This is a genomic window from Streptomyces globisporus C-1027, from assembly GCF_000261345.2.
GTDB classification, from domain to species: domain Bacteria; phylum Actinomycetota; class Actinomycetes; order Streptomycetales; family Streptomycetaceae; genus Streptomyces; species Streptomyces pakalii.
This window is the reverse complement of the sequence record NZ_CP013738.1, coordinates 223104-245053: the sequence shown is the minus strand read 5'-3', so window position 1 is coordinate 245053 and position 21950 is coordinate 223104. Positions and strand designations below refer to the sequence as shown.

Sequence of the window (21950 nt, the reverse complement as noted above, 5' to 3'; positions counted from 1 at the left end):
CCGGATGCCGTCCACCACCCGCACCGCACCCCTTCCCGACCTGGAGCGGGCCCCCGGACGGCCGCCGCTGCTCCCCGCAGACCCCGGCGGCGACGCACCGGGCTGGATCGCGAGCCACCGCCAGGCCCTGCGCGCCGCGGTGACCGAGCACGGCGCCGTCCTCGTCCGGGGACTGGACCTGCGCGACGCGTCCGGCACCGCAGCCGTCCGCGGCGCGCTCGGCGCGCTCCCCCTGGCGGAACGCGAGACCTTCGCCGCCCGGGAGCCGTACGGCGACGGCGTCCTCTCCGCCACCCCGTGGCCGTCGAACCAGCCGATGTGCATGCGACCATGAGCTGAGCGGCGCCCTGGAGTTCCCCGGGCTGATGCTGTTCGCCTGTCTCCGGGCGCCCGAACGGGGCGGAGCCACCGGGGTGGCCGCCGCCGCCGTACTGGAGGCCCTGCCGGACGGGCTGACCGCCCGCTTCGAACGCGAGGGCTGGCTGCTCACCCGCAGCTTCAACGGCGAGATCGGCGCCGGTCCCGCCGAGGTCTTCGGCTCCGACGACCGCACCGCGATCGAGGCGTACTGCCGGGCCAACGCGATCCGGGCCACCTGGCGCCCGGACGGCGAACCGCGCACCGAGCAGCGCCGTCCCGCCGTTCTCCGCCACCCGGCCGACGCACGGCGTTACTGGTTCAACCAGGTCGCCTTCCTCAACGAGTGGACGCTCGCCCCGGAGATCCGCGCGTATCTGATCGAGGAGCACGGAGCCGACGGGCTGCCCTTCAACACCCGATAAGGAAACGGCGAACCGCTCCCCGAGGACGTGGTCCGGCTGATCAACGAGGTGTACGAGGCCCACACCGAACGCCGCCCGTGGGAGACCGGCGACCTGCTGATCGTCGACAACCTCCGCGCGGCCCACAGCCGGGAGCCGTACGAGGGACCCCGCGAGGTCGTCGTCGCCCCGGCCGCCCCCATGGCACCGGCCGACCTGCCCACCCGCTTCACCCGCACCGAGATGAGCGCATCATGACCACCGCCCGCGCGATCACGCCCTCCTCGACCAGGTCATCCCCGATCAGGCCCTCCCCGCCGACGCCCGGCTCGGTGGCAGCCGTCCCGTCCGACGGCCGGCCCGCGGTGCCGCCCTTCGCGGTCATCACCGGCGCGCAGGTCCAGCACGCCCTGCGGGGACGGGAGAAGGACATCGTGGCGGTGATCGAGAACGCCTACCGGCTCCACGGCTCCGGAGCCTCGGTCGATCCGCCGTCCTCCTTCCTCCGGTTCCCCGACCGGCCGACGGCCCGGATCATCGCGCTGCCCGCCTCGTTGGGCGGCGACGTCCAGGTGGAGGGGGTGAAGTGGATCTTCAGCTTCCCGGAGAACGTGGCGGCGAGCATTCCCCGCGCCTCCGCCGTGCTGATCCTCAACGACCACACCACCGGTTACCCCTTCGCCTGTCTGGAGAGCTCCGTCATCAGCGCGACCAGGACGGCCGCATCCGCGGCGGCGGCTGCCGACTGGCTCAGCCGTGACCGGCCGCGCCCGGTCCGGATCGGCTTCTTCGGCGCGGGACTGATCGCCCGCTACATCCACACCTTTCTGGAGGGGACGGGCTGGTCCTTCGACGAGATCGGCGTGCACGACCTCGCGGCGAGCAGTTCCGCCGGGTTCCGTCTCTACCTCGAACAGGCGGGAGCCACCGGCCGCGTCACCGTGCACAGCACCGCCGAGGAGCTGATCCGCCAGAGCGACCTGGTGGTCTTCGCCACCGTCGCCGGAGCGCCGCACGTCCTCGAACCGTCCTGGTTCGCGCGCCACCCGCTGGCACTGCAGGTGTCGCTGCGCGACCTGGCCCCGCAGGTCCTGCTGACCGCGACCAGCATCGTCGACGACGTCGCGCACTGTCTGCGGGCCGCCACGTCGCCGCATCTGACCGAACAGCTCACCGGCAAACGGGACTTCCTGGACGGAACGCTGGACGACGTGATGTCCGGCCGGGTCGGCGTCCCCGCCTGCCGCACCGCCGTGTCCTCCCCGTTCGGCCTCGGCGTGCTCGACCTCGCGGTCGGCAGTTACGTCTACGACGAAGTGGCCCGCACGGGGGAGCTGCGGATCATCGACGGCTTCTTCCACGAACTGTGCAGATACGGGTGACCGGCATCGTGGCGCCCAGCTCGCACGCCCCGCTCACACCATTCGCCCGCTCACCCCGGAGGAGGACACGGTGCCTGTCATCTCCGTTTCCCAAGCCTTCAACGAGGAGGATCTGCACGTCGACCTCCGGGCGGTCATCGGCCGCGCGCTCTTCCTCAAGTGCGAGGGTTTCAACTTCGCGGGGCCCATCAAGCTCAAGGCCGCGGCCGAGATGGTGGCGGCCGCCGAGCGGGAGGGGGCCCTGACCCGCCGGTCGATCCTGGTCGAATCGTCCTCGGGCCATCTCGGTGTGGCGCTCAGCATCATCGCGGCAAGGGCTACCACTTCCTGTGCGTGACCGATGCCCGCTGCCACCTGGCGACCCGGCTCATGATGGAGGCGCTGGGCAGTCAGGTCCACATGGTCTCCGGGACCGAGTCCAACGGCGGATTCCCCGGCGCCCGGCTCGACTACGTACGTGACCTGCGCGCCACGGACGACCGCTGCGTCTGGCTCAGCCAGTACACCAACCCGGCCAACTGGCGGGCGCACCACCGCACCACGGCCCCGGCGATCGCGCGGTTCTTCCCCGATCTGGACGTGCTGTTCGTCGGCGGAGCTCCCCGGCGCCGCATGATCCCCGGGCTCGGCATGAGCGTGCGGCCGCCGCTGCTGGACGACGCCCATGTCGACGACGTCCTCGTCGTCGAGGAGGCCGACACCATCCGCGCCTGCCACCGCATGGCGGCTCGCGGCTTCCTGTTCGGCGGATCGACGGGCACGGTGGTCAGCGGTGCGGCGGGCTGGCTGGAACGGTAAGGACACCCGGGCATGACCGCCGTGGCGATCGCCCCCGACCTCGGTGAGCGGTATCTGGACACGGTGTACCAGTCGACCTGGGTACGCGACCTGTACGGCGACGACCTCGACGGCGACGCCCGCGAGCCGGTGCTCCCGCCCAGGGGGGGGCCGGGAGGGGAGCGTGAGGCCGATCGGCCCCAGCCCTCCCGGCCGACCGTCAGCCCTCGGCCCCCGCCGCCACCGCCTTCGCCCACCGGTAGTCCGCCTTGCCGCTCGGCGAGCGCCGGATCCGGTCGGCGAGCACCAGCGCCCGGGGGATCTTGTATCCGGCGAGCCGGGTCCGGCAGTGGGTCTGCACATCGTCCAGGGTCAACGCATCGGCTCCCTCGCGAAGTTGGACCACCGCGGCGACCCGGTTGCCCCAGCGCTCGTCGGGGACGCCCGCGACGAGCGCGTCGTACACATCCGCATGGGACTTGAGCGCCTGCTCGACCTCCTCCGGATACACCTTCTCCCCGCCGGTGTTGATGCACTGCGAGCCCCGGCCGAGCACCGTGACGACGCCGTCCGCGTCCACGGTCGCCATGTCGCCCAGCAGCACCCAGCGCTCATCGCCCCGGCGGAAGAAGGTGTCGGCGGTCTTGGCCGGGTCGTTGTAGTAGCCGAGCGGGACATGTCCGCGCTGGGCGATGCGGCCCGGCTCGCCGGGGGCCACCGGCTCGTACGTCACCGGATCCACCACCGCCGTACGGGCGTTGACCTGGACCCGGAATCCCTTCTCGGGGCCCGAGTCGGCGGTCGCCGTGCCGTTGAAGCCGGACTCGGAGGAGCCGAAGTTGTTCAGCAGCAGCACCGACGGCACGAGCGCCTGGAACTCCGCCCGCACCGAGTCCGACATGATCGCCCCGGAGCTGGAGACGGAGAACAGTGACGAGCAGTCGGTCCCGCGCAGCGCCCCCTTCAGGCAGTCGATCAGCGGGCGCAGCATCGCGTCGCCGACCAGCGACACGCTGGTGACCTTCTCCTTCTCGATCGTCCGCAGCACCTCATCGGGAACGAACTTGCGGTGCACGACCACGCGTTGGCCGAAGTTGAAGCCGATGAACGCGGTCAGCGTGGAGGTCCCGTGCATCAGCGGCGGGGTGGGGAAGAAGGTGATGCCGTCGCCGCCCGCCGCGACCCGTTCCGCCAGCTCCTGCGGGGTCTTCACCGGCTCGCCGGTCGGTGCCCCGCCGCCCAGTCCTGAGAAGAACAGGTCCTCCTGACGCCACATCACCCCCTTGGGCATGCCGGTCGTGCCGCCGGTGTAGATGATGAACTGGTCGTCGGCGGAGCGCTGTGCGAAGCCGCGGTCCGGGGAGCCCGACGCCTCCGCCTCGGCGAAAGGAACGGCCGCGGGCCCGGGACCCGCCGCGGTGGCAGCCGCCCCCACCCGGACCAGATGACGCAGTCCAGGGGCCTGCGGGGCGGCCGCGGCCACGCGCTCGTCGAACTCGCCGTCGAAGACCAGCGCAGCCAGGTCCGCGTCCCGGTAGAGGTAGACCAACTCCTCTTCGACATAACGGTAATTGACGTTGACCGGTACGATCCGCGCCTTGAGTGCGCCCAGCACCGTCTGGAGGTATTCCACCCCGTTGTAGAGGTGCAGCCCCAGATGCTCACCCGGCCGGATCCCGGCGTCGGTCAGGTGGTGGGCGATGCGGTTCGCGGCGGCGTCCAGCTGCGCGTAGGTCAGCCGGCGCTCCGCGCCCGTACCGGGATGGTCGACGTACAGGAGCGCCTCGCGGTCGGGCACCGCGTCGACGACCGACTCGAACAGGTCGGCAAGGTTGTACTCCACCGTTCCTCCTGACCCCGGGTGACTGGCGACTCGGCCGTCATTAGAGCGCCGGTCGGCACAAGTGGGAAGAGGTGGCGTCGCAACAATCTGACGAGCTGTCAGAAAACTATTGAACTGCGCCCCCTCCTCCTGCAACCTGTTCCAGATCCGGAGAACAGGAGTCCGTCATGGGCGGTACGGAACACCTCACCGTGCGGCGCGAAGGCGCCACACTGGTGCTCACCCTGAACAGACCACAGGCCAGGAACGCGCTCTCGTTGCCGATGCTCGTCGGTCTCTACGACGGCTGGCTCGCCGCCGACGCGGACGACACGGTCCGCTCGGTCGTCCTCACCGGCGCGGGCGGCGCGTTCTGCTCCGGCATGGACCTCAAGGCGCTCGCGGGCGACGGGATGGCGGGGGAGGAGTACCGCGAGCGGATGACGGCCGACCCGGACCTGCACTGGAAGGCGATGCTGCGCCACCACCGCCCCCGCAAGCCGGTCATCGCCGCCGTGGAGGGCCCCTGCGTCGCGGGCGGCACCGAGATCCTCCAGGGCACCGACATCCGCGTCGCCGGAGCCGGAGCCACCTTCGGGCTCTTCGAAGTCCGCCGGGGCCTCTTCCCGATCGGCGGCTCCACCGTCCGGCTGCCCCGCCAGATCCCCCGCACCCACGCCCTCGAAATGCTCCTCACCGGACGCCCGTACACGGCCGAAGAGGCCGCCGCCATCGGGCTCATCGGCAGAGTGGTGCCCGAGGGCACCGCCCTGGAGGAGGCCCTCGCCGTCGCCGAACGCGTCAACGCCTGCGGCCCGCTCGCCGTCGAAGCCGTCAAGGCCTCCGTCTACGAGGGCGCCGAGCTGACCGAGGGCGAAGCCCTGGCCGCCGAACTCAAGCGCGGCTGGCCCGTGTTCGCCACCGAGGACGCCAAGGAGGGCGCCCGCGCCTTCGCCGAGAAGCGCCTGCCCGTCTACCGGCGCGCCTGACCCCAGGAGAGAGCCATGCCCGACGTCCTCAGCGCCCCGCTGGTGGTCGAATTCCCCTTCACCCGCTCGCTCGGCCCCGTCCAGAGCGCCTTCCTCACCGGACTGCGCGAACGCACCGTACTCGGCGTCCGGGCGGACGACGGCACGGTCCTCGTGCCCCCCGTCGAGTACGACCCGGTCACCGCGAACGAACTGGGCGACCTCGTCGAGGTCGCCCCCACCGGCACCGTCACCACCTGGGCCTGGAATCCGTCCCCGCGCCGCGACCAGCCCCTCGACACCCCCTTCGCCTGGGTCCTCGTCCGCCTCGACGGGGCCGGCACCGCACTTCTGCACGTACTCGACGCACCCGGACCCGACGCCGTACGCACCGGGATGCGCGTCCGCATCCGCTGGGCCGCGAACCGCACCGGCGCCATCACCGACATCGCCTGCTTCGAACCGTACGAGAGCGAGCCCGGGCCTGCCGAACCTGCCCCGCACACCGGCGAGTTCGCCGACCCCGTCACCGGCATCACCGCCCCGGCCCGCCTCGACTACGTCCACACCCCCAGCCGCGCCCAGAGCGCCTACATCAAGGCCCTGGAGGAACGCCGCACCGTCGGCGAACGCTGCCCGTCCTGCCGCAAGGTCTACGTACCGCCGCGCGGCGCCTGCCCCACCTGCGGGGTCGCCACCGCCGAACAGGTCGAGGTGGGCCCGCGCGGCACGGTCACCACCTTCTGCATCGTCAACATCAAGGCGAAAAACCTCGACATCGAAGTCCCGTACGTCTACGCCCACATCGCCCTCGACGGCGCCGACCTCGCGCTGCACGGCCGCATCGCCGGAATCCCCTACGACCAGGTGCGCATGGGGCTGCGCGTCGAGCCCGTCTGGAGCGAGGGCGCCCGCCATGTGGACCACTACCGGCCCACCGGCGAGCCCGACGCCGACTACGACACGTACAAGGAGCTGGTGTAGATGCGGGACGTGGCCATCGTCGCCTTCGCCCAGACCGTTCACCGGCGGCGCACCGACGAACTCTCCGAAGTCGACCTGCTGATGCCCGTCCTCCACGAGGTCCTGGGCGCGACCGGGCTCAAGGCCAACGAGATCGGGTTCACCTGCTCCGGCTCCGCCGACTACCTCGCCGGGCGGGCCTTCTCCTTCACCATGGCGCTCGACGGCGTCGGAGCCCACCCGCCCATCTCCGAGTCCCACGTCGAGATGGACGGGGCCTGGGCGCTGTACGAAGCCTGGGTCAAGATCCAGACCGGCGAGGCGGACACCGCGCTCGTCTACTCCTACGGCAAGTCCTCGCCCGGCCGGGTCCGCGACGTCCTCACCCGCCAGCTCGACCCCTACTACCTCGCTCCCCTCTGGCCCGACTCCGTCGCCCTCGCGGCCCTCCAGGCCCAGGCCCTCATCGACGCGGGCGACACCGACGAAGGAGCCCTCGCCGAGATCGGCGCCCGTAACCGCACCGCCGCCGTCGACAACCCGTACGCCCAGCTCACCGGCGACGTCCCGGCGGGCGGCCACCTCGTGCACCCGCTGCGCACCGGCGACTGCCCGCCCGTCGGCGACGGGGCCGCCGCCGTGGTCCTCGCCGCCGGGGACACCGCCCGCGCCCTGTGCGGACGGCCCGCCTGGATCCGGGGGATCGACCACCGCATCGAGGCCCACAGCCTCGGCGTCCGCGACCTGACCGACAGCCCCTCCGCACGGCTCGCCGCCGAACACGCCGGAGCCTTCGGACGGCCCGTCGACACCGCCGAGCTGCACGCCCCGTTCACCTCGCAGGAAGTCGTCCTGCGCAAGGCGCTCGGGCTCGGCGACGAGGTCAGCGTCAACCCCTCCGGCGGCGCCCTCGCCGCCAACCCGATCATGGCCGCCGGACTGATCCGGCTCGGCGAGGCCGCCGCCCGCATCCACCGCGGCGAGTCCGACCGGGCACTCGCCCACGCCACCTCCGGGCCCTGCCTGCAGCAGAACCTGGTTGCCGTCCTGGAAGGGGAGAGCACTCATGAGTAAGGAGCCCGTCGCCGTCGTCGGCATCGGCCAGACCAAACACGTCGCCGCCCGGCACGACGTCTCCATCGCCGGACTCGTCCGCGAGGCGGCGGTCCGCGCCCTGGAGGACGCCGGGCTGAACTGGGCCGACATCGACGCCGTCGTGATCGGCAAGGCGCCCGACTTCTTCGAGGGCGTCATGATGCCGGAGCTCTACCTCGCCGACGCTCTCGGCGCCGTCGGCAAACCCATGCTCCGCGTCCACACGGCGGGCTCCGTCGGCGGATCGACGGCCCTGGTCGCCGCCAACCTCGTCGCCGCCCGCGTCCACCGCACCGTCCTCACCCTCGCCTTCGAGAAGCAGTCCGAGTCCAACGCCATGTGGGGGCTCTCCCTGCCCGTCCCCTTCCAGCAGCCGCTGCTGGCCGGCGCGGGCGGCTTCTTCGCCCCGCACGTGCGCGCGTACATGCGGCGCACCGGAGCGCCCGACACGGTCGGCTCGCTCGTTGCGTACAAGGACCGCCGCAACGCCCTGAAGAACCCCTACGCGCACATCCACGACCACGACCTCACCCTGGAGAAGGTCCAGTCCTCGCCCATGCTCTGGGACCCGGTCCGCTACTCCGAGACCTGCCCCTCCTCCGACGGCGCCTGCGCCATGGTCCTCACCGACCGGGCCGGCGCGGCCCGCTCCCCGCACCCGCCGGCCTGGGTCCACGGCGGGGCGATGCGCAGTGAACCGACCCTGTTCGCGGGCAAGGACTTCGTCTCCCCGCAGGCGGGCAAGGACTGTGCCGCCGACGTCTACCGCCAGGCCCGCATCACCGACCCGCGCCGCGAGATCGACGCCGTCGAGATGTACGTACCGTTCTCCTGGTACGAACCGATGTGGCTGGAGAACCTCGGCTTCGCCGTCGAGGGCGAGGGCTGGAAGCTCACCGAGGCGGGCGTCACCGAACTCGACGGCGACCTCCCCGTGAACCCCTCGGGTGGCGTGCTGTCCACCAACCCCATCGGCGCCTCCGGCATGATCCGCTTCGCCGAAGCGGCCCTCCAGGTCCGGGGGAGGGCCGGGGAGCACCAGGTCGACGGCGCCGCCAGGGCGCTCGGCCACGCCTACGGCGGCGGGTCCCAGTTCTTCGCCATGTGGCTCGTGGGAGCCGAGCCCCCGCCCGGCTGAGGAACGCGGCGGGCCCGGTCCCGCGCGGCCCGGGCCCGGCTCCGCAACGTGAGCCGGGACACGTACCATGGGCTCCATGTCCTTCCTCCGCCGCCGTAGCGCCGCCACACCCGCGGGCCCGGACTTCGACGTCCTGGCCATGGACCCCGGGGACTGGCCCGGCAACCTCGGCGCCGGTCTGCTCCCCGCCCCCGACGGCAGCTGCCAGGGCGTCTTCCTCCGTTACGACCTGTACGGCGGCCGGGGCCCGGCGATGATCATCGGCAACCTGCCGGAAGGCTCGCCCGCCCGCGAGACCGAGGAGGGCCAGGTCCCCTTCGAGGTGGCCCAACTGCTCCTCGCCCTGGAGAACGACGAGCCGATCGAGGTCGTCAGCTCCGAGGACGTCCCCGTCATGCAGGGTGACAATCTGCTGATCGTCCGCCGCGTCAAGCTCTCCGAGAGCCGCATCGCCTGCGTCCAGTTCGACCGCAGCGACGGCGTCCTCGTGACCATCGCCAGCTGGGACCGGCCGATCACCGACGACCTCTACACCCTGCTGAAGCCCTTGCCCGCGGAGCTGTTCCAGCAAGGCTGAAACGTATCTCCCTAGGCCGCCCGCATATGCCGGGCGGCCTTTTTTCCTGCCCGGACCACCCCGGCGTGGCCGCGATGGTCCGCGCCCGGTGGACCTACGTCTACCGGGGCTCGGACCGCCACGCTCTCCGCGGCCGTCTTCTTCTCCCGCCTCTTCTTCGCGCCTACCATGATCGTCGTGATGGGACTGGTGGAGAAGACAGTGCCGCCCGCCGCCCTCACCGAAGGGATGACCTGGGCGATCACCGGCCTCAGCGTGGGTGCCGCACTCGGCTCCTCGGTGTCGGGCGGTATGGTCGACCGCTTCGGCCCCTCCGGCGGCTTCGCCGTGGCCATCGCCGCGGGCGGCGCGACGGTGCTGCTGGCGCCGACCGCCCAGGGCCCGCTCAACCGGAGTCTGCGGGCGCGCGCCGTCGAGAGGCCCGCCGACGAGGGGCGCGCGAAGTCGGTCCTGTAGCCCCCGGCCTCAAGGGAACGGCACGCCGCTCCCACCCCGCTCGACCACGACGCCCGGAGGGCACGATGACCACGTCACCGACCGACGGCCGCCTGCTCAAGGGCGAGCTCCGACGGCAGGAACTCATCGAGGCCACCCTCCAGGTGGTCGCCCGCGAGGGCGTCGCGGGCGTCAGCCACCGGGCGGTGGCGCGCGAGGCGAACCAGCCCGCCGCCGCCTACTACTTCAAGAGCATCGACGACCTGCTCACCGCCGCCCTCACCGTCTGTGTGGACCAGGACGCCGAACGGATGCGACGCCTGGCCGAGAGCGCCGACGGCAGCCGCGAGGGCCTCACCGCCCTCGCCGAGCTGCTCGCCAGCGTGATGGGCGGCCCCGGCCCGCTCCTCGCCGAGTACGAGCTCTACCTGCCCGCCGCCCGCCGGCCGGAGCTGCGCACCTCCACCGGGCGCTGGCTGGACGCCATCGCCGGATACGCCCCGCGCTACACCGACGACCCGGTCCGGGTACAGACCTTCAAAGGCGTCATCGACGGGCTGCTCCTCCAGGGGCTGCTCACCGACACCCCGCCGACGGCGGCGGAGTTCGAGGCCGTGCTGCGGCACGTCCTGCTCTGACCGGACCGCTTCGAGGCCCGCGCCCGGAAACGGCCAGGGTCCGTCGTGGGAATCCCACGACGGACCGTATTCCCGGAAGCCGTCCGGCCCGGGTCGCTAGCCCCGGCTGCCCGCCAACGGGGCCATCATCCGGGTCACCTGCGCCGCCGACGTCCCCAGGCCCGTGGGCCCGCCGAGATGCCAGGGCGCGGCGTGGCCGCTCCGCAGATCCTCCTCGCGGTAGCGGCGGCAGCCCCGGTGCCAGATCAGGATGCCCGCCAGCCAGTGCTCCAGTTCCCGGACGTAGCCCGCCAGGACCTCCCGCGCCTCGGCGTCCAGGCCGAAGTCGTCGTACAGCACCGGGAGTTCCACCTCGGCGACATGCCGGAACTGCCTCAGCCGCGAGTTCATCAGGTCGTGCACGATCGCCACGCCCGTCGGATAGTCGACGCCGAAGAAGTTCTGGACGACCAAGGCGCCGTTGTGCACCTCACCCTCGTACTCGATCTCCTTCTGGTACGAGAACAGGTCGTTGAGCAGACACGCGTAGTCCGCCGCCGCGTTCTCCAGGGAACGCATCGGACCGCTGCGGTAGACCGCCTCCGGAACCTTCCGGCCGTGGCCGAGCCGGCACAGGCTCATCGTCAGGTCCGAACCGAACGTCGCGCGCCGCATCTCCACGTAGTCCACCGGATCGGGGATGCGGTTCTGCGCCTGGTTCGCCAGCTCCCACAGCCAGCTCTCGGTCATCGTCTCGATCGCGGTACGGAAGGTGCGCCGCGCGTCCGCGTCCATCGGGCCGGCCGTCCTGCGCCACAGGTCGCCCAGGCTCCGCTCCAGCGCGTTCACCGGCTCCGGCGTTCCCTCGTCGTCCAGCGGCATGAAAAGCGAGAGCCGGTCGTTCGCCAGCCGCGCCCCCGCCAGGTCCCGGGTCCGCCCGTGCACGACCGGGAACCAGTCGTCCCCGTACGTCCCCCAGGCCAGCCAGCCCGAGGACAGGTCCAGCTCGTCCGGGTTCGCGTCGGGGTGGATGCCCGCGGCGCAGAGCGGCAGGTCGATCGCGCGGATCCGCTCCTCGTCCCAGATGTGCGAACCCGGCACGCCCGGCTGGGCCTCCAGGATGCCCATCCGCCGAGCCCAGTCGACCAGCCGGACGCGCGCCCCCTCCAGGTGGGGGCTCAGCGTGGTGGTGAAGGGCAGGTCGAAATCGGGGAGCAGCGAGGGGCCCACGTGCTGGTACGGCACATGGCTGTGGCTGCGGGCCCGCGCGGTCTCCGAGCGGAGCGTGAGTTTGATGGAGGCGGCGGACATGCCGAAGCCGGGCACGGCCTCGCCCGCGCCGCCGCCGTTCATGTAGCGGCTGGAGCGCATGTGCCATTCGTGGCCGCCGGACTGCCAGTCCTGGAGCCCCTTCGCGTACGCCAGCACGGCGGCGGTCTGCGCCGGGTCGAGGGCCTTCTCGGCGCAGAGCGGGCCGAGTTCGGTCAGCGCGGTGTTCTCGAACTGGTGGAGCCGTGAGGTCAGCAGGTCGTTGACGGCTTCGGCGGCCTCCTGGGTGGAGCAGCCGAGGAACTTCTCCAGTACCAGCACGCCGTTGCTGTTCTCCCCCTCGTCCTCCACCTCACGCTGGTAGGAGAAGAGGTCGTTGCGCAGGTGCACGGCGTCGGAGAAGGCGTCCCGCAGCACCCGCAGCGGCCGGGACCCGGAGACCGACGCCGGGACCTCCGCGTTCGCCGCGTACTCGACCAGGCCTGCGGACCAGGGTGCGCCGCCCACCTTGCGGCGCATCTCGATGTACTCGACCGGGTTCGCGATGCGGCCCTCGTGGATGTTGGCGAGCTCCCACAGGGACTCGTTGAGGAGGTTCTCCGTCGACTCCGCGAACCGGGCCCGCCAGTCGTCCGTCATCGCGGGCACGGTCCGGGCCCACAGATCGGCGAGTCCCGCCTCGACGGGATTCTCCGGTTCGGGTGTCGCGGCTCCGCGCTCCATCGGCATGAAGGCGGGCAGCCGGTCCAGATACCGCTTGCCGCCCTCCCGGTCGGGCGTGCGCTTGAACAGTTCCAGGAAGTGGTCGTCGAAGAAGAAGACCCACACGTACCAGTCGGTGACGAGGCTGAGTGCCTCCGCCGAGCAGTCGGGGTGGGTGTAGGCGCACAGGAGGGCGTAGTCGTGCGCCTCCAGGTCCTTCTCCTCCCAGATGCCGGATCCCTCCAGCATCCCCATGGAACGGGCCCACTCCCGGGTGTGGGTGCGTGCCGCTTCCACATGAGGGTTGAGCCGGGCCGGATACGGAACATAGAAGTCCGGCAGTGAGAAGGGCTGTGCCATGTGCGTCAGGCCTTTCCAGAAGCCTCCGCGCGGGGATTCGCGCGGACCGGTGGTGTCCGCGCAGCACTACCCTTCGGCCATCCGGGGCACGCACGATGACGATTAGTCACATCATCGGCACGTCGGGGGTGTCGGCTCAGTAGGCGGAGTCGACGTTGTCGATCGAGCCGTACCGGTCCGCGGCGTAGTTGGCGGCGGCGGTGATGTTGGCGACCGGGTCGGTGAGCTTCTTCGGGGTGCCCTTGACGTGGTAGGCGTCGAAGGTGGGCTGGATCACCTGGAGGAGACCCTTGGAGGGAATGCCGTTCTGCGCGTTGATGTCCCAGTCGTTGACGGCGTTCGGGTTGCCGCTGGACTCGCGCATGATGTTGCGGTGCAGCCCCTCGTAGGAGCCGGGGATGTTCTTCTTGTCCATGATGTCGAGCGACTCGCGGATCCAGCCGTCGAGGTTGTTCGCGTACTTCTTCGGCGTGACGGCCTTGCGCTCGGTGGAGCGGTTGGCGGCCTGCTTCTCGGAGCGCTCCTTCTCGGCCGCCTTCTTCGCGGTCGCCTTCTCGGCGAGTGCCTTGGCGGCGGCCTTCTTCGCCGCGGCTTCCTTGGCGGCGTTCTCCTTCGCGGCCTTCTCGGCCGCGTCCTTCGCCGTGGGGACGCCCGCGGCGGCGACCGGCTCCACGGAGACGGAGGACCGGGTCGCGGTGGTCTGCGCCTCGCTCGGGCCGCCGGTTGCGGTTATGGCGGTGACGGAACCGGCCGCGACGAGCACGGCGGCGGCGATCTTGTGCGAGCGGGTGATGCGCAGGGTGGAGATGCGGGGCATGCGTGAGCTCTTCCTATGGGGGACGGGCTTCGCGGCCTTCGCGCCGCGTCGGCGGGTTCCGGACCGTCCGGGCCGCGGTCGCCGGTGGGCGATCGACGCGGACTCGAACCCGGTGCCTGCCGGGATCCATGGTTAGCGGGCACCGACATAGGAAGCAATGACCGCCTTTACTATGCTTCATCGTGAGATGCCAATTTATGAGCCATATGGGCGGTTCGTTACGCCGGACGGGAGGGCTCGCGTCTCCTACCGGAGGTCGTAGGTGACGTGGGTCTCGTGGCGGGCCTCACCCGTGAGGCACCCCGGAACGACACAGGGTCAGCGCTCGGTCACCGAACGCAGAACAGCGCGCTGCGGGACCGGTGTGTCGGCACCGGTCCCGCAACGCGCTTCTTCTTCACAGTGGTCTGGGCTCACAGAGGCCTGGGCACTGTGGTTTTCGATGGGCGGGCCCCGCCCGCCCTCCTGTCCGGCTCGGCGTCGCCCCGCCTCAGCGGGTGCCGACCGCCGCCCGCACCGCCCTCCGCGCCATGGCGCAGTCGTCGTGCAGCCTCCGCAGCAGCAGCCGCTGCTCCTCACCCGAGGAGAGCGCCCCGGGACGGTCCCCTCCCGCACCCACCGCGGGCGCCTCCCGCATGGTGCGCTGCACCGCCGTCTCGTAATTCCGGATCTCGCGGGTCAGCACCAGCATCAGGTTCACCAGGAACGCGTCCCGCGCGGCCGGGCCCCTGGCCTGCGCCAGCTGACTGATCTGGCGGCGCGCCACCGGGGCGTCACCCAGTACCGCCCACAGCGTCGCCAGGTCGTATCCCGGGAGGTACCAGCCGGCGTGCTCCCAGTCGACGAGCACCGGTCCGGTCGGCGACAGCAGGATGTTGGAGAGCAGGGCGTCCCCGTGACAGAACTGCCCCATGCCCTGCCGGCCGCCCGCGTGGGCCAGCCCGTGCAGCAGCTTCTGCAGGTCGCCGAGGTCGCGGTCGGTGAACAGACCGAGCTCGTGGTAGCGGGCGATCCGCGAGGCGTAGTCGAGCGGCGCCTCGAACAGTCCGGGCGGCGGCCGCCAGGCGTTCACCCGGGCGATCGCGCCAAGGGCGGCGCGGATGTCGGCGCGCGGCGGCGCCTCCGCCGGGTGCCGGGTGAGGGCGGCGACCCGGCCGGGCATCCGCTCGATCACCAGCGTGCAGTTCTCCGGATCCGCCGCGATCAGCCGGGGCACCCGAACCGGGGGCCGGTGCCGGACGAACGCGCGGTACGCCGCTATCTCGTGCCGGAACCGCTCGGCCCACGCCGGCGAGTGGTCCAGTAAACACTTCGCCACGGCGGTCGCCCGCCCGGTCGTTCCGACGATCAGGACCGAACGGCCGCTGCGGCGGAGCACCTGGACCGGGTTGAATTCGGGGCAGATGCGCTGCACGGAGGCGATGGCCATCCGCACCTGCGCGCCCTGCGGCCCGGACAGGTCGATCCTTCCGCTGAGCGGTCCGGCGCCCGGTCCCGCGACCCGTCGGGCCCGGCCCGGACCCTGCACCGGCGCGCCGGCGTGAGGAGCGAGATAGGGCCCGCCGCCCGCGCCCATCGGGCGGAGCGGACGGGGCGGGGCGGACACGGAGGACGATGCTGTGTACATGGGCGAGACAGATCCCTTCGTGCGCCGACAAGGTACGTGCGCCAACCCGGCCGACGGCCGTTCGGCACCCTGGGGAGTACCTAGGGCTGCCGGGCGGGGTGGCGCACTCCTACCTGACAACGGGTCACGGGTGGCAGACCATCTGGCGGACCCTGGCGAACCCTGGCGAATAGTCACAGCGCATCTGACAGGGGGTTAGTGTCAAGTCAGCCGAGAACCTGGGGGCTTGAAGTGACCGGAGAACCCAACACCCGTCTCAGCGACCTGTTCGGCCTGGCCGGCTGGTCCAAGGGCGAACTCGCGAGAATGGTGAACCGGCAGGCGGCGGCCATGGGCCACCCGCAGCTGGCCACCGACACCTCGCGCGTCAGGCGCTGGATCGACATGGGGGAGTCCCCCCGTGATCCCGTGCCCGAAGTGCTGGCGGCTCTGTTCACCGAGCGGCTCGGCCGTGTCGTGACCATCGAGGACCTCGGGTTCGGCCGACGCGGGCGTGTGGGGAAACGGCGTGACTCCGGGACGGAACACAATCCCGATCAACTGCCGTGGGCGCCCGAGCGGACGGCAGCGGTCCTCACCGAATTCACGGGAATGGACCTCATGCTCAACCGACGCGGCTTGGTGGGTGCGGGCGCCGCGCTCGCCGCCGGCTCAACCATCGCCGGCCCCATGTACGACTGGCTGCACAGCGACCCCGCTCTGGCGGCCGACGCTCCACGGACCAACGGTCCCCTGCACGCCGATCCCGCCGGTTTCGACCGGTACGAAGCCGCACCGGTCGGCTCCGAGGAGATCGAGGCCCTGGAGCATTCGGTCGAGGTCTTCCGCGCCTGGGACGCGTCCCGGGGCGGCGGACTCCAGCGCAAGGCGGTCGTGGGCCAGCTCAACGAGGTGGGCGGCATGCTCGCCTACCGCCACCCCGATCATCTCCAGCGGCGCCTGTGGGGCGTCGCCGCCAACCTCGCCGTCCTGGCGGGCTGGATGTCCCACGACGTCGGCCTCGAACCCACCGCCCAGAAGTACTTCGTCATCGCCGCCCACGCGGCCCGCGAGGGCGGCGACCGGCCGCGCGCCGGAGAGGCGCTCTCCCGGGCGGCACGCCAGATGGTGCACCTGGGCCGCCCGGACGACGCACTCGACCTGATGAAGCTCGCCAAATCCGGCTCCGGCGACGAGACCCTGCCCCGTACGCAGGCGATGCTGCGCACCATCGAGGCCTGGGCACAGGCGTCGATGGGACGCGGCCAGGCCATGCGGCGCACCCTCGGCGAGGCCGAGGAGCTGTTCGTCTCGGACAAGAGCGATGTGCCACCGCCCAGTTGGATGCAGATGTTCGACGAGGCCGATATGCACGGCATGCAGGCGCTCGCCTTCCGTACGCTGGCCGAGCACGACCCGGGAGCGGCGATCATCGCCCAACGCCACGCCAAGCAGGCGCTGGAGCTGCGGGTCAACGGGCGCCAGCGGTCGAAGATCTTCGACTACATCTCGCTGGCCTCGGCCTGCTTCATCGCGAACGACCCCGAGCAGGCCGACCGTTACGCCCGCCTCGCGCTGGTGTCGATGGGGGAGACCTCCTCGCACCGCACCTGGGACCGGCTCCGCGAGATGTACCGGCTCACCGGTCAGTTCGCCGGATACGCCGGCATCCAGGATCTGCGCGAGGAGATCGAGCTGTCGCTGCCGAGCCAGAAGAAGGCCAGGGGTACGCAGATCTGAACCGGCCCCGCCGCGCCGCTCGGCGCTCCTTCACACCCTGATGCGTGCGTGCCCCTGCACGCGCCGACACACAGCGCGTGCTCCTTGAGGCACTGACACAGGGCACACTCCTGCGCGCTCCGACGCGCAGTCCGCGTTCCCTCACGCCCCGATACGGGCGACCAGTACGCACGCGTCGTCCAGGCGCTCGGTCCCGCCGAACTCCTCGACGACCCCCCGGACGCACTCCTGTGCCGTACGGGACTCTGCGAACCGGGGGGCGAGGGCGAGCAGTGCCTCCGGGCCCGCACCCCGGTCGCCGAGTCGGGTCAGCCCGTCGGTGTGCAGGACGAGCACGTCGCCGGGGAGCAGCCGTACCTCGTCCTGCTCGAACACGGCCTGGGGAGCGGCGCCCAGCAGTATCCCGTCCGGCGGGGGCAGCAGCCGTCCCGTACCGCCGCGGAAGAGGACCGGCGCGGGGTGACCCGCCTGCGCCCAGGAGAGAACGGAGGTTCCGGGGTCGAAACGGCAGCACAGGGCACTGCCCAGCGCGGGCTGTATCGACGTCTCCAGCACCTGGTTGAGGTGCCCCATCAGCGCGCCCGGCTCGATGCCGGCGACGGCCATGCCCCGCAGCGCGCCCAGCAGCATCGCCATCGCCGAGGTGGCGGGGATGCCGCGGCCGGTGAGGTCGCCGACGGTGAGGAGGGTGCGTCCGTCCGGCAGCTCCATCGCGTCGTACCAGTCGCCGCCGATGAGCCCGCTGGACGCGGAGGGGAGGTAGTGCGCGGCGATGTCCAGGGCGCCGGGGCCCTGCGGCGGGAGGCGCAGCGATCCGCGCCACGGCGGCAGGACGGTCTCCTGGAGCTCCACGGCCATGCGGTGCTCGGTGCGCTCGATGTGCTCCTCGCGCTGGACCGACGCGCGGCTCCTGGTCACGTCCTGCTCGCTGCGGCGCAGCTCGCTGACGTCCCGCAGGACCGCCCACATGGAAGCGGTGCAGCCTTCCGTGTCGAGGACCGGCTCGCCCGTCATGTGCAGCGTGCGCGTGCCGCCGTCGGGGCGCACGATGCGGAACTCGCCGTCCATCGGCCGGCCGTCCACCAGGCAGCCCGTCACCATCGCGGTGAGCACCGGCTGGTCCTCGGGCAGCAGCACGGACGGCAGGTCGTCCAGGGAGAGGGGGGCGGAGCCGAGCGGTCGGCCGAAGATCTCGTACAGCTCCTCGGACCAGCTGGACTCGTCGGTGAGGAGGTTCCACTCGGCGCTGCCCACCCGGCTCAGCAGGGAACCTGCCCTCGGGTCCTCCGGCGCCTCCTCGCCCTCGGGGGCGGAGGTGCCGGAGGGCGGGCCCGGCAGACCGGCCCTGAGCTGGCCCAGGTGTTCGTCGAGGGTGTCCAGGTGGTGCACGGCCAGCTCGCACAGGGCGCGCTGCCAGCGCAGCTGCGGGTCGTCCTCGTCGAACATGACGGCGTCCCGCCGCACGGCGTCCACGTCCCCGCGCAGCCGGCGCGTCCGGTGGATCAGATCGTCGACGGCGTCGTGCGCGGGAAGCTGTGGTGCGGGGCGGTCCGCGAAGAGGGGGGACGGCATCTCGTACTCCGTTACAGGCGCGGCCTAGCCGGTTCTGAAGGGTGGACCGCTACCGACTGTCGCACAGGCCGCGGCGGGCCGTAAGGGATTTGGCAACACTCGATGCGTAGTTGCTTCTGGCATATGCCAGCGGCTGTCCGGGCCGGTGACTATCCGAACAGGCTTGCGTGTAGGGCGAGTTGGCTGCGGCATCGCGGGGTGTGGAGGTGCGGGAATGCCGAGCGGACGGCCCGCGTTACCCGACCAGAACGAAAACGAATCCCATTCCCGATAGGGGGCTGGGGTCGTCGGAGATCTCTGGGAGGTGCCCGTGGCGCGCAGCGAGACCAGGCCCGTCGTCACTCTCCGGTCCACCGCCGGAACAGGCCGCAGCTATGTGACACGCAAGAACCGCCGCAACGACCCCGACCGGCTGGAGCTCCGCAAGTTCGACTCCGCCGTCGGCCGCCACGTCCTGTTCCGCGAGGTCCGCTGACCGTCCGGAAGAGGCACGTCACCCTGTACGCCACCGCTGTGCGCGGTGAGGAAGGAACGCATCGATGAATCCCCGTATCCACACCGTGTCCCGTCCCGTGGTCTTCCGTGACCGCGCGGCCGACGTCGCCTTCCTGATCCGCTCGACCGCCGACTCCGGCGAGCGTGTGGAGTGGCAGGACGGCAACACCTACCCGGTCATCGACGTGGAGACCTCGTCGGCGAGTCATCCGTTCTACACCGGCGGCACCCAGGTGCTCGACACGGCGGGCCGCGTCGAGCAGTTCCGCCGCCGTTACGGCACCGGCGAGACGTCCGTCGGCTGACGCATCCGCACCCTGACCAGGGGGAGAACCGGGAATCCCGTGTCGTGGATCACATCCGCGGGGGCGGATTCCCGGGAACACCCCGGGATGGTTTATCGTTCATCTATACGTGGGTGTGAGGGGGACGGTGTCCCCGGGCCTCACCTGTAGCCCATGGGGACGATCGGTACCCGCCGAAGCCCCATGGAGCCCTCCGCCGAGAGGCGACCGCCCTTTCACGCCCGCACTCAAGCCGCCCCGGCTGGATTCCCCCGATCCGGCCGGGGCTTCCCCTTGCCCGGCCGGAACCGGCCGCCCCGTCCCGGGACCGTCTCCAGGACCAGCGCACCGGCGGCCATCACCGCCGCCCCCAGCGCGGCCCCCGGGCTCCACCACCGCTCGGCCAGCGCCGCGACCGCCGCCCCCGCCACCACCGCGGCCAGCCGCCCCAGCACCCAGCCGTCCCCGCCCCGCAGCTCACGCAACGCCACACGACCGGCGAGCGAGGTCAGCGTCCCGGTGAAGTAGTTCGTCGGCGTCACCCGTACCCGCCCCTGGACGCCCATCGCCACCGCCACCAATGCCAGCAGCCCGAGCCGATCCCCGGACGACGTGACCAGCTCAAGACCCCACAGCGCGGCGGCCGCCCCCAGCAGGACCACCTCCACCCCCAGCAGCGCCGGAACCCGAAAACCCCACCGCCCGGCCATCAGCGCACCGGTCGCCACCCCGCAGAAGTAGGCCGCCAGAGCGACGACGACCTTCAGTGCCACGCCGTCCTCGCCCGCACCGGCGGCCGAAGCCCCGAGCAGCACCAGGTTTCCGGTCATCACGCCGGCGAAGACCTGCCCCACGCACAGGAAGACGAACGCGTCCGCCGCCCCGGAAGCCGCGGACAGCAGAAGCAGCGCCGCTTCACCGCGCGACGGTGCGTCACCGTCCCGGGAGGTACCGGCAGCGGAAGGCGGGGACGGCGGGAGCGCCGGGGGAGCGGAGGACACCCGAGCATTCTCGGCACGCGCCGCTCCCCGACCGGCGCGTCGCCCGCTGTGCGGCGCGCCGCGCAGCACCGCCCCCGGGCGGGTCACACGATCTCGTGGAGATCCTTCGCATAGTGCTCGATCGCCCGCCGGTACTGCTGGACGTACGGGTCCTGGCTGGTCGAGGCCGTCAGCTCCAGCAACAGCCGCATCGCCTCGTCGTGCTCGCCGGTGTTGAAGAGCGCCATCGCCAGGAACGTCCGCAGCGCACCGTCGTCCGGGTACTCCTCGACGCCCCGGCGCAGCGTCTCCACCGCCTGCCCGTACCGCCCGAGGACCCGGTAGGTACTGCCCAGCCCCAGCAGCGACCCGCGCCGGTCCTCCGTGGCGAGCTCCGGATGGGCCAGTGCCCGCTCGTAGTACGGCACCGCCTCCGACTCCAGGCCCAGCGCGTCGTGGATCCACGCCGTCCGGCAGGCCACCTCGGCGTCGCCCGGATACGCGGCGGTCAGGGCGAGCAGCCGCTCCCGCGCCTCCTCCGGCTTGCCCTCCTTGCGCAACCGCTCGGCCTCGTCCAGCAGGTCCTTCTTCTTGTCTGCGCTCATGCGCACATCGTCGCAGGCGGAGCCGGACGGTCGTACGAGATTTCGCTCCATGGCCCGACCGGGTGTGTGTTCCGGCCGGACGGGGGCATCTGTCGCCCATGACAGCAGAGGCGAATCCCCCTGTACGCCAGGGGACATGGGTACGAGTGCTGGTACGCGGGCTGGTGCTGGCGGCGGCGCTGGTGGGACTGGTGGCGTTCTCCGTCCTGCTGGCCAAGGTGACGCTCACCCCCTCACCTGCCTCCGAGGACATCGTCACGTCGAACCTCCAGCCGGGGCGGTCGCTGCGCCAGTACGCCGAGGACTACACCTTCCTCGCCGCGTGCAAGCAGGCGGGCGGAAACGTGCTGCTCGGCGTGCCGTTCGGACTCCTGCTGCCGTTCTTCGTGCCGCGCCGTCTGCGGATGATCCGGACGGTACTGCTGGCGGCCGTCGCCATGGCCGTCGTCGAGCTGATCCAGGGAGCCCTGGTCCAGGGACGCGCCTTCGACATCGACGACGTCATCCTCAACACGACGGGCGCACTGCTCGGGTACTTCGTGCTGGGCCGCCGCATCAGCCACCGCTATTACACGTACGCCGAGGTTCCCCGGCCCTCCGGGCAGCGCGATGAGCCCGAGCCCACGCCCGAGCCGAAGCGCACGCCGGGGAACGCCGCCGGTACGAAGCCGGCCTGGAGGAAGGCCGCCGATACGAAGGCCGGTGGTACGAAGACCGCTGACACGAACGGCAGGGGTACGAAGACCGCGAGCACGAAGACCGCAGGCGCGAAGGCTGCCGGTGCCAAGGCCGCCGCCAAGAAGGCGACCGGCACGAAGGGCACGGGTGCCAAGGCCACCGACACCAAGGCCCCCCGCCCCCTGCTCGACCGGCTCCGCAGGCGCTGAGCCCGGGCACCCGTTCGGACCGGGCCGTTTGCGAGCGGCCCGCCCCGGACGCACGGTGGGGACACGTCCTGCGTGCGGATGCCGTACGGATCCCCTGC

General features: G+C 71.6%; 19 protein-coding genes and 2 pseudogenes. 14 read left to right on the top strand and 7 right to left on the bottom strand.

Annotation, left to right across the window (positions count from 1 at the left end; genetic code table 11):
* Nucleotides 1-4: 4 nt before the first annotated feature.
* The 3 genes and pseudogenes from WQO_RS34410 to WQO_RS34590 all read left to right on the top strand — a co-directional run.
* Nucleotides 5-1019, top strand: a pseudogene (locus tag WQO_RS34410) (TauD/TfdA family dioxygenase).
* Complete coding sequence (sbnB, locus tag WQO_RS01055) at nucleotides 1016-2143, top strand: 2,3-diaminopropionate biosynthesis protein SbnB (RefSeq protein ID WP_010060731.1); 1128 nt, start codon at nucleotides 1016-1018, stop codon at nucleotides 2141-2143. Before WQO_RS34410 ends, sbnB begins: the two are co-directional and overlap by 4 nt.
* A 70-nt stretch (nucleotides 2144-2213) precedes the next feature.
* Nucleotides 2214-3049: pseudogene (locus tag WQO_RS34590) on the top strand (pyridoxal-phosphate dependent enzyme); the annotation flags it as partial.
* Between the two features lie 91 nt (nucleotides 3050-3140).
* Here the strand turns inward: WQO_RS34590 and WQO_RS01045 are convergent.
* Nucleotides 3141-4763, bottom strand: coding sequence for an acyl-CoA synthetase (locus tag WQO_RS01045; RefSeq protein ID WP_010060730.1), 1623 nt, complete (start codon nucleotides 4761-4763; stop codon nucleotides 3141-3143).
* A 167-nt stretch (nucleotides 4764-4930) separates the two neighbouring features.
* On the opposite strand from WQO_RS01045, the gene WQO_RS01040 reads away from it, so the two are divergent.
* The 7 genes from WQO_RS01040 to WQO_RS01010 all read left to right on the top strand — a co-directional run bounded on the left by WQO_RS01040 (nucleotide 4931) and on the right by WQO_RS01010 (nucleotide 10556).
* Nucleotides 4931-5731 carry a crotonase/enoyl-CoA hydratase family protein gene (locus WQO_RS01040; RefSeq protein ID WP_010060729.1) on the top strand — a complete coding sequence of 267 codons (801 nt, stop codon included), beginning with the start codon at nucleotides 4931-4933 and terminating at the stop codon, nucleotides 5729-5731.
* A 15-nt stretch (nucleotides 5732-5746) separates the two neighbouring features.
* Nucleotides 5747-6694 carry a Zn-ribbon domain-containing OB-fold protein gene (locus tag WQO_RS01035; RefSeq protein WP_010060727.1) on the top strand — a complete coding sequence of 316 codons (948 nt, stop codon included), beginning with the start codon at nucleotides 5747-5749 and terminating at the stop codon, nucleotides 6692-6694.
* On the top strand, nucleotides 6695-7747 hold the full coding sequence (locus WQO_RS01030) for a thiolase domain-containing protein (RefSeq protein WP_010060725.1): 1053 nt from the start codon (nucleotides 6695-6697) through the stop codon (nucleotides 7745-7747).
* Nucleotides 7740-8906 (top strand): thiolase domain-containing protein, encoded by a 1167-nt coding sequence (locus WQO_RS01025; protein ID WP_010060722.1) that lies wholly within the window; start codon nucleotides 7740-7742, stop codon nucleotides 8904-8906. The genes WQO_RS01030 and WQO_RS01025 overlap by 8 nt, the downstream gene beginning before the upstream one ends.
* Before the next feature lie 76 nt (nucleotides 8907-8982).
* On the top strand, nucleotides 8983-9483 hold the full coding sequence (locus tag WQO_RS01020; RefSeq protein WP_003971159.1) for a hypothetical protein: 501 nt from the start codon (nucleotides 8983-8985) through the stop codon (nucleotides 9481-9483).
* 177 nt (nucleotides 9484-9660) lie between these two features.
* Entirely contained in the window at nucleotides 9661-9939 is a 279-nt protein-coding gene (locus tag WQO_RS01015; protein WP_237274084.1) for a hypothetical protein, read from the top strand.
* 65 nt (nucleotides 9940-10004) lie between these two features.
* Nucleotides 10005-10556, top strand: coding sequence for a TetR/AcrR family transcriptional regulator (locus WQO_RS01010; protein WP_010060717.1), 552 nt, complete (start codon nucleotides 10005-10007; stop codon nucleotides 10554-10556).
* A gap of 96 nt (nucleotides 10557-10652) precedes the next feature.
* Here the strand turns inward: WQO_RS01010 and WQO_RS01005 are convergent, their stop codons facing one another.
* The 3 genes from WQO_RS01005 to WQO_RS00995 all read right to left on the bottom strand — a co-directional run bounded on the left by WQO_RS01005 (nucleotide 10653) and on the right by WQO_RS00995 (nucleotide 15310).
* On the bottom strand, nucleotides 10653-12866 hold the full coding sequence (locus WQO_RS01005; RefSeq protein ID WP_058953825.1) for a terpene synthase family protein: 2214 nt from the start codon (nucleotides 12864-12866) through the stop codon (nucleotides 10653-10655).
* A 136-nt stretch (nucleotides 12867-13002) separates the two neighbouring features.
* The gene (locus WQO_RS01000) at nucleotides 13003-13683 is read right to left on the bottom strand and encodes a transglycosylase SLT domain-containing protein (protein WP_010060712.1); all 681 of its coding nucleotides are present in this window, start codon (nucleotides 13681-13683) and stop codon (nucleotides 13003-13005) included.
* Between the two features lie 490 nt (nucleotides 13684-14173).
* Nucleotides 14174-15310 carry an aminoglycoside phosphotransferase family protein gene (locus tag WQO_RS00995; RefSeq protein WP_010060711.1) on the bottom strand — a complete coding sequence of 379 codons (1137 nt, stop codon included), beginning with the start codon at nucleotides 15308-15310 and terminating at the stop codon, nucleotides 14174-14176.
* 231 nt (nucleotides 15311-15541) lie between these two features.
* Between WQO_RS00995 and WQO_RS00990 the strand changes: the two genes are divergently transcribed.
* Nucleotides 15542-17029, top strand: coding sequence for a DNA-binding protein NsdB (locus WQO_RS00990; protein WP_010060710.1), 1488 nt, complete (start codon nucleotides 15542-15544; stop codon nucleotides 17027-17029).
* Nucleotides 17030-17170: 141 nt separating this feature from the next.
* Here the strand turns inward: WQO_RS00990 and WQO_RS00985 are convergent, their stop codons facing one another.
* A complete protein-coding gene (locus WQO_RS00985; protein WP_010060709.1) occupies nucleotides 17171-18601 on the bottom strand; it encodes a PP2C family protein-serine/threonine phosphatase in 1431 nt (476 codons plus the stop codon).
* A 310-nt stretch (nucleotides 18602-18911) separates the two neighbouring features.
* On the opposite strand from WQO_RS00985, the gene rpmG reads away from it, so the two are divergent.
* Both rpmG and WQO_RS00975 read left to right on the top strand, forming a co-directional pair.
* Nucleotides 18912-19076, top strand: a complete 165-nt coding sequence (rpmG, locus tag WQO_RS00980) for a 50S ribosomal protein L33 (protein WP_030809444.1) — start codon at nucleotides 18912-18914, stop codon at nucleotides 19074-19076.
* A gap of 64 nt (nucleotides 19077-19140) precedes the next feature.
* Nucleotides 19141-19401, top strand: a complete 261-nt coding sequence (locus WQO_RS00975) for a type B 50S ribosomal protein L31 (protein ID WP_010060706.1) — start codon at nucleotides 19141-19143, stop codon at nucleotides 19399-19401.
* 227 nt (nucleotides 19402-19628) lie between these two features.
* On the opposite strand, the gene WQO_RS00970 is transcribed toward WQO_RS00975, so the two are convergent.
* Nucleotides 19629-20288, bottom strand: coding sequence for a YoaK family protein (locus WQO_RS00970; protein ID WP_029182300.1), 660 nt, complete (start codon nucleotides 20286-20288; stop codon nucleotides 19629-19631).
* A gap of 176 nt (nucleotides 20289-20464) precedes the next feature.
* Nucleotides 20465-20965, bottom strand: coding sequence for a tetratricopeptide repeat protein (locus WQO_RS00965; protein ID WP_010060702.1), 501 nt, complete (start codon nucleotides 20963-20965; stop codon nucleotides 20465-20467).
* 146 nt (nucleotides 20966-21111) lie between these two features.
* On the opposite strand from WQO_RS00965, the gene WQO_RS00960 reads away from it, so the two are divergent.
* Nucleotides 21112-21852 carry a VanZ family protein gene (locus tag WQO_RS00960; RefSeq protein ID WP_010060701.1) on the top strand — a complete coding sequence of 247 codons (741 nt, stop codon included), beginning with the start codon at nucleotides 21112-21114 and terminating at the stop codon, nucleotides 21850-21852.
* The last annotated feature ends 98 nt before the right edge of the window (nucleotides 21853-21950 follow it).